The organism is Candidatus Baltobacteraceae bacterium, from assembly GCA_036488875.1.
GTDB lineage: Bacteria > Vulcanimicrobiota > Vulcanimicrobiia > Vulcanimicrobiales > Vulcanimicrobiaceae > JAFAHZ01.
This window is the reverse complement of record DASXGW010000003.1, coordinates 229,801-236,315: the sequence shown is the minus strand read 5'-3', so window position 1 is coordinate 236,315 and position 6,515 is coordinate 229,801. Positions and strand designations below refer to the sequence as shown.

The 6,515-nt window shown below is 63.0% G+C and carries 12 protein-coding genes and 1 pseudogene; all 13 read right to left on the bottom strand.

Annotated features, from left to right (window positions below; translation table 11 throughout):
* Positions 1–12: 12 nt before the first annotated feature.
* On the bottom strand, positions 13–564 hold the full coding sequence (rplE, locus tag VGG89_05495) for a 50S ribosomal protein L5 (protein HEY1975972.1): 552 nt from the start codon (positions 562–564) through the stop codon (positions 13–15).
* Positions 565–567: 3 nt separating this feature from the next.
* A complete protein-coding gene (rplX, locus tag VGG89_05490; protein ID HEY1975971.1) occupies positions 568–927 on the bottom strand; it encodes a 50S ribosomal protein L24 in 360 nt (119 codons plus the stop codon).
* A 4-nt stretch (positions 928–931) separates the two neighbouring features.
* Positions 932–1,309, bottom strand: a complete 378-nt coding sequence (gene rplN / locus VGG89_05485; protein ID HEY1975970.1) for a 50S ribosomal protein L14 — start codon at positions 1,307–1,309, stop codon at positions 932–934.
* A 1-nt stretch (position 1,310) separates the two neighbouring features.
* Entirely contained in the window at positions 1,311–1,577 is a 267-nt protein-coding gene (gene rpsQ / locus VGG89_05480; protein ID HEY1975969.1) for a 30S ribosomal protein S17, read from the bottom strand.
* A complete protein-coding gene (rpmC, locus tag VGG89_05475; protein HEY1975968.1) occupies positions 1,564–1,785 on the bottom strand; it encodes a 50S ribosomal protein L29 in 222 nt (73 codons plus the stop codon). The genes rpsQ and rpmC overlap by 14 nt, the downstream gene beginning before the upstream one ends.
* Positions 1,786–1,788: 3 nt before the next feature.
* The gene (gene rplP, locus VGG89_05470) at positions 1,789–2,202 is read right to left on the bottom strand and encodes a 50S ribosomal protein L16 (GenBank protein HEY1975967.1); all 414 of its coding nucleotides are present in this window, start codon (positions 2,200–2,202) and stop codon (positions 1,789–1,791) included.
* Between the two features lie 386 nt (positions 2,203–2,588).
* A pseudogene (gene rpsC / locus VGG89_05465) lies at positions 2,589–3,212 on the bottom strand (30S ribosomal protein S3).
* A gap of 2 nt (positions 3,213–3,214) precedes the next feature.
* Positions 3,215–3,730: a 50S ribosomal protein L22 gene (gene rplV, locus VGG89_05460; protein ID HEY1975966.1), complete on the bottom strand. Its 516-nt coding sequence runs from the start codon at positions 3,728–3,730 to the stop codon at positions 3,215–3,217.
* Positions 3,727–4,008, bottom strand: a complete 282-nt coding sequence (gene rpsS, locus VGG89_05455; GenBank protein HEY1975965.1) for a 30S ribosomal protein S19 — start codon at positions 4,006–4,008, stop codon at positions 3,727–3,729. The genes rplV and rpsS overlap by 4 nt, the downstream gene beginning before the upstream one ends.
* Positions 4,008–4,835, bottom strand: a complete 828-nt coding sequence (gene rplB / locus VGG89_05450; protein HEY1975964.1) for a 50S ribosomal protein L2 — start codon at positions 4,833–4,835, stop codon at positions 4,008–4,010. Before rplB ends, rpsS begins: the two co-directional genes overlap by 1 nt.
* Position 4,836: 1 nt before the next feature.
* Positions 4,837–5,145, bottom strand: a complete 309-nt coding sequence (gene rplW / locus VGG89_05445; protein HEY1975963.1) for a 50S ribosomal protein L23 — start codon at positions 5,143–5,145, stop codon at positions 4,837–4,839.
* Positions 5,145–5,792 carry a 50S ribosomal protein L4 gene (rplD, locus tag VGG89_05440; protein ID HEY1975962.1) on the bottom strand — a complete coding sequence of 216 codons (648 nt, stop codon included), beginning with the start codon at positions 5,790–5,792 and terminating at the stop codon, positions 5,145–5,147. Before rplD ends, rplW begins: the two co-directional genes overlap by 1 nt.
* An 8-nt stretch (positions 5,793–5,800) precedes the next feature.
* Entirely contained in the window at positions 5,801–6,445 is a 645-nt protein-coding gene (gene rplC, locus VGG89_05435) for a 50S ribosomal protein L3 (GenBank protein ID HEY1975961.1), read from the bottom strand.
* Positions 6,446–6,515: the final 70 nt, after the last annotated feature.

The following is a 6,515-nucleotide window of genomic DNA, read 5'->3' as shown; positions in this document are numbered from 1 at the left end:
TCGTTTTTGCCATTATGCGTTACCCTTTCGCAGCGGCAGTCCCATCGCAGTGAGGAACTCGCTCGCTTCTTCATCCGACTTCGCCGTCGTGACGATCGTGATGTCCATGCCGCGCGCCTTGTCGACCTTATCGAAGTTGATCTCCGGGAAGACGAGCTGTTCGCGCAAGCCCATATTGTAGTTGCCGCGACCGTCGAACGATTTCGGCGGGAGGCCGCGGAAGTCGCGGATACGCGGAAGCACGACATTGAAGAGTTTGTCGAGGAAGATGTACATCCGGTCGCCGCGGAGCGTCACCTTGGCACCGATATTCATGCCTTCACGCAACTTGAACGCTGCGATCGATTTCTTCGCCTTCGTCACGACCGGCTTCTGACCGCTGATCGCCGCCAGTTCGGAGACCGCCGCATCGAGCGACTTCGGATTGGCGATCGCCTCACCGACGCTCATGTTCACGACGACCTTCTCGAGCTTGGGAATTTGATTGACGTTCTTGTAGCCGAAGCGGTCCTGCAACTGCTTGCGGACCTGTCCTTCGTAGCGCTCTTTTAGACGCTCGGCCATGACTTACGCTCCCTTCGCCGATTCGCGCGCCGGTTCGTCGCAGCGCGCGCAAACGCGATGCACCTTGCCGTCGGCCGTGCGCGTGCGGCGCACGCGGGTCGGCGCTTTGCATTTTTCGCAGACGTATTGCAGCACCGAAATGGGCATCGGCGATTCTTTCTCGATGATGCCGCCGGTTTGCTGGCTCGCCATGTTACCGGACTTCGTGCCTTGCTTCGTGTGCCGCTTGACGATGTTGATGCCCTCGACCGTCGCGGTGCCGAGAATGCGGTTCACGGCCTTGACCGTGCCGCGCTTACCCTTCTCCTTACCGCGGCGCACGAGCACCGTGTCGCCCTTAATGATGTTCGTTTTGATCGCCATCGCTTTACAGCACCTCCGGTGCGAGTGAGGCGATCTTCAGGAAGCCGCGGTCGCGCAGCTCGCGCATGACCGGCCCGAACACGCGCGTGCCGCGCGGATCGAGGTTGTCCTTTTCGCCCTTGATGATGACGCACGCGTTGTCGTCGCAGCGCACGACGGAACCGTCCGTACGGCGGATCGGCGCGCTGGTGCGAACCACGACGGCCTTGACGACTTGGCCCTTCTTCACGGCGGCGCCGGGAATGGCGCTCTTGACCGTTCCGACGACGATGTCGCCGACGTGCGCGTAGTTGTGCCGGCTGCCGCCCGAGATGTGAATAACGAGCAGTTCGCGCGCGCCCGAGTTGTCGGCCACTTTGAGCCGAGTTTCTTGCTGAATCATGTTACTTCGCGCGCTCCACGATCTCGACCAGTCTCCAGCGCTTCTCGCGCGAAAGCGGACGGCATTCCACGATCCGCACCACGTCGCCGACGTTGGCTTCATTACGCTCGTCGTGCGCCTTGAAGCGGCTCGACTTGCGCACGATCTTTCCGTAGGCCGGGTGCGGCACGCGCGTCTCCGAGACGACCACGATCGTCTTGTCCATCTTGTTGGAAGCTACGCGGCCTTGCTTGATGCGCCGCGCGCCCCGCTCGTTATGCTGCTCCATGCTGTCCCTCGGTCATGCGCTTTTCGGAAATAACGGTTTGAATCTGTGCGTAGGTACGGCGCATCGCGCGGATCTTGCTGAAGTCCGTGAGATGCCCGGTCCGCAGCGCGAAGCGCAGATTGAAGAGTTCCGATTTGGTGTCGCGCGCCTTCTGCTGAAGTTCGTTCAGCGTTAGGACGCGCAGCTCGTCGAGCTCGCTCTTCGTCACTTTTCAGCCCTCCTCGCGCGAGATGATCTTCGTACCGATCGGCAACTTGGCGGCGGCGCGGCGCAGCGCTTCGCGTGCGACGGCTGCATCGACGCCCGAAAGTTCGAACAGAATACGGCCCGGGCGCACGACGGCGACCCACACCTCCGGATTACCTTTGCCGGCACCCATGCGGACTTCGGCCGGCTTCTTCGTCACCGGTTTGTCGGGGAACACCTTGATCCAGACTTTGCCGCCGCGTTTGATGTGGCGCGTCAATGCAATACGCGCCGCTTCGATTTGGCGGTTGGTCATCCAGCACGGCTCCATCGCCTGCAATCCGTAATCGCCGAACGTGAGCGCGCTGCCTCGCACCGCAGCACCGGTCATGCGACCGCGCTGTACTTTGCGCCATTTGACGCGTTTAGGAGTCAACATTATTCGAATACCTCGGGCGGCGGCGCTTCTTGCGACGCCTCGGTGAGCGCTTGCGCTTCGTCTAACTGGCGCTCCGGCTGCGCTTCGCTTGCCTCCGCCGCCCCCCGCGCGGCAGAGCCGCTGGGGTCCCCCATACCAGTTTCCTGCGTTGCTTCGGTTAGCGCTTGCGCTTCGGATTCTTCAGCCGGGAATTTGACCAGTGCCTCAGCCGGTTCGGGCGTCGCCGGTTCTGCGAACGCGGGTTCGGCTTCGGTTACGGCTGGGCGCGGTGCCGGTGCGGGACGATCCCCACCGCGTCCGCGTCCGCCGCGTCCGCCGCGCTCGCGACGATCGCGACCGCCGCGCTCGCCACGCTCGCGCGTCGCGCCGTCCATACGGGGTTGATCCGGCAGCACTTCGCCGCGATAGATCCACACTTTGACGCCGATGCGACCGAACGTCGTGAACGCTTCGACGTGCGCGTAATCGATGTCGGCCCGCAGCGTGTGCAGCGGCACCTTACCGTCGGCGTTGCGCTCGGTGCGCGCGATTTCCGCGCCGCCGAGGCGACCCGAAACCTGCACCTTCACGCCGCGCGCGCCGGCCTTCATCGTACGCATGATCGCCTGCTTCATCGCCCGGCGGAACGCAATGCGCTTTTCGAGCTGGTCGACGATGTTCTGACCGACCAACCGCGCGTCGAGCTCGGGATGCTTGATCTCGACGACGTTGACTTGCACGTTCTTCTTGGTCAGCGACTCGAGGTTCTTGCGGATCTCTTCGATGCCCACGCCGCGCTTGCCGATGATGATGCCCGGCTTGGCGGTGTTGATGATCACGCGAGCCTGGTTGGCGCGGCGCTCGATCTCGATCTTGCTGATTGCCGCCGAACGCATCCACTTGTTGAAGAACTTGCGGATGGCGACGTCTTCGTGCAGCCAGTCGATGTAGTGCTTTTCCTCGAACCAGCGGCTGTCCCACGTGCGCGTGATGCCCAGGCGAAGTCCGACCGGATGAATTTTTTGACCCATGGTTACTCCGCAGCTTTCTTGGCGGTGGCCGCTTTTGCGGTGCGCTTGCGCGCGGAAGTTTTCTTCTTGCTCGTCGACGCCGCTGCGGTGGAGCGACGCGTGGTGCGCGCGACTCGGACGCTGGCACCGGCGCGCTTGCGCGGCGCTTTGGCCGGCGCCTGTTCGCTGACGATCACGGTCACGTGCGAGAGACGCTTGCGCTTGAAATACGCGCGCCCTTGGGCCCGCGGATCCAATCGCTTGGTGAAGCGTCCGCCCGGACCGCCGTCGACGGTGATCCGCGCGATATACAGATCGTCGCTATTCATGTCGTGGTTATTGCCCGCGTTGGCAACGGCGCTGCGCACCAGCTTCTCGATGGGCTCGGCGGCGTAAACGTCGGCAAACTTGAGCATCACGAGCGCTTCGCGCACGCTCTTGCCGCGAATCGCGTCGGCGACGCGGCGAAGCTTGCGCGGAGCCATGCGCACGAACCGCAAGTGCGCGACGGCGTGCTGAGACTGCGTTCCGTCGGTCATGCCGGTTTCACCGCAGCTTTCTCACCGCCGTGACCACGGAAGTGGCGCGTCGGAGCGAACTCGCCGAGCTTGTGCCCGACCATGTTCTCGGTGACGTAGACGGGAACGTGCGCTTTGCCGTTGTGGACGCCGATCGTGTGCCCGACCATGGCCGGCACGATCGTCGAGGCGCGGCTCCACGTCTTGATCACGCGCTTCTCGCGCGTCTCGTTGAGTTTCTCGACCTTCTTGACGAGATGGTCCGCGACGAACGGACCTTTCTTGAGACTCCGACCCATTACTTCGAACCCCGCTTGCGAACGATCATCTTGGCGGTGCGCTTGTTGCGGCGCGTCTTTTTACCCATGGTCATCTGGCCCCACGGCGTCGTGGGCGGACGTCCCGACGTGGAACGCGCCTCACCGCCGCCGTGCGGGTGGTCGACCGGATTCATTGCGATACCGCGAACCGCGGGACGCTTGCCCATGTGGCGCGAGCGCCCGGCTTTGCCGATGATTTGGTTTTCGTGCTCGATGTTGCCGAGCTGACCGATCGTCGCGCGGCAGTTGATGTGAATCTTGCGCACTTCGCCCGACGGCATGCGCACCTGCGAGTACTCGTTTTCCTTGGCCATCAGCTGCGCCGAAACGCCGGCCGACCGGACGAGCTTGCCGCCTTGACCGGGCCGCAGCTCGATGTTGTGAATGACGGTACCGACCGGAATGCTCTTGATCGGCAAACAGTTGCCGACTTTGATGTCCGCGTTGGCGCCCGATTCGATCGTATCGCCGACGCGCAGCCCCAGCGGCGCCAGGATGTAGCGCTTCTCACCGTCTTTGTAATGCACCAGCGCGATACGGCAAGAACGGTTGGGATCGTACTCGATGGTCGCGATCTTCGCCGGAATGCCGTCCTTGCTGCGCTTGAAGTCGATGATGCGGTAGAGCTTGCGCGTGCCGCCGCCCTTGTGACGCACCGTGATGTGGCCGTTGTTGTTGCGGCCCGAGTGCTTCTTACGAACCTCGACGAGGGACTTCTCCGGCTCGACCTTCGAAAGGTCCGAGAAGTCCATCGTGGTGACGAAGCGCCGGCCCGGCGAAGTCGGACGATATTTCTTTACTGGCATGTTATTGCTCGAAATAGTTGACGCCGCCGAGTTCGATCTTTTGACCGGCCTTCAGCGTGACGACGGCTTTTTTGTGATCGTTCGTCTTACCGTGCGTGCGGACGCCGCGGCGCGCGAAGCTGCGCGACTTCCCGCGCACGTTGACCGTGTTGACCTTCAGGACGTTGACCTTGAAGAGCTCTTCGATCGCGTGACGGATCTGCGTCTTGGTCGCGTGCGGATGCACGGTAAACGTGTACTGGTTGACCAGCGCATCGGCCATCGATTTCTCGGTGATGCGCGGTGCGATGATGACGTCGCGTGCGTCCATTACTCGACCCCCTTGCCTTGCAATGCGGCGGTCAGCGCGTCGTAGGCCTCGGTCGTGAACACGAGGCGCTCGAAACGCAGCACGTCCTTGACGTCGAGCGCGCCGTCGTTGGTGACGGAAACGCGCTCGAGGTTACGGCTGACGCGTTCGATCGCATCGCCGTGCTTCTCGTTTTGGCTGCAGACGATCAACGTCGTCGGCCCGCTCTTGGCCGCCTTGGCGCCTCCGAAGAGCAGCTTCGCAAAGTCGGCCGTCTTCGAAATCGCGAACTCCGACGCGTCGAACACCGTCACCGCGCCGTTGCGGAAACGGTCGGCCAGAGCGGCGACGAACGCGACGCGGCGTTCCTTCTTATTGAGCGCTTCGACGTAGCTGCGCGGCTGCGGTCCGAAGACGACGCCGCCGTGACGCCACTGCGGCGAGCGGATCGAACCCTGACGCGCGCGCCCGGTTCCCTTTTGCCGCCACGGCTTCTTGCCGCCGCCGGCAATCTCGTCGCGCTTCTTCGTCGAGGCCGTGCCGGCGCGCGGATTGGCGAACTCGCGATGGATCGCGCGATAGATCACGTGCAGTTTGTCGTTGAAATCACCGTCGAGAGCGGCCGGCGCCTGCACTTCGCGCACGACTTTTCCGGATGCGTCGATCACGTTGGGCATTATTTAGCCCCCGCGGCCGCTTTGGCGGCTTTGACGCTCTTGCGCACGAGGACGAGCGCGTTCTTCGCTCCGGGCACGGGCCCGAGAACCAGCAGCAAGTTGCGTTCCGTGTCGGCGCGCACGACTTCCAAGTTTTGCAAGGTCGTGCGATCCACACCGTAGTGCCCGGGGCGACGGCTTCCTTTAGTAACGCGGCCGGCGTTGGTGTCGCCGTTGCTGGCGGGCTGACGGTGGATCATCGAGCCGTGGCTCGCACCGCCGCCTTTAAAATTGTGCCGCTTGATGCCGCCCGCGAAACCGTGACCTTTGGAAATGCCGACGACGTCGACGCGATCGCCCACTTCGAACTCGGCGACGGTTACCGTCTGCCCGGCTTCGACACCGTCGATATCGTCGCGGAACTCGCGCACGAAGCGCGCCGGCTCGGCGCCGTTCTTTTTGAAATGTCCGGCAAGGGCACGTGTAACGCGGCTCTTTGCAATGGAACCGAAGCCCAAAGCGACGGCTTCGTAGCCATGCTTTTCCTTCGTCCGTCGCTCCACGACCGTGCAGGGACCGGCTTCGATCACCGTCACGGGCACGTAACGCCCGTCATCGGTAAACACGCTCGTCATCCCAACCTTGCGGCCAAGGATGTTTTTCACTGTTATCCTCGTCCTATAGTGCGTTGGTTCGTCCGCCTAAACCACGGGCCCAGGCGTACTGCTTGGTTCT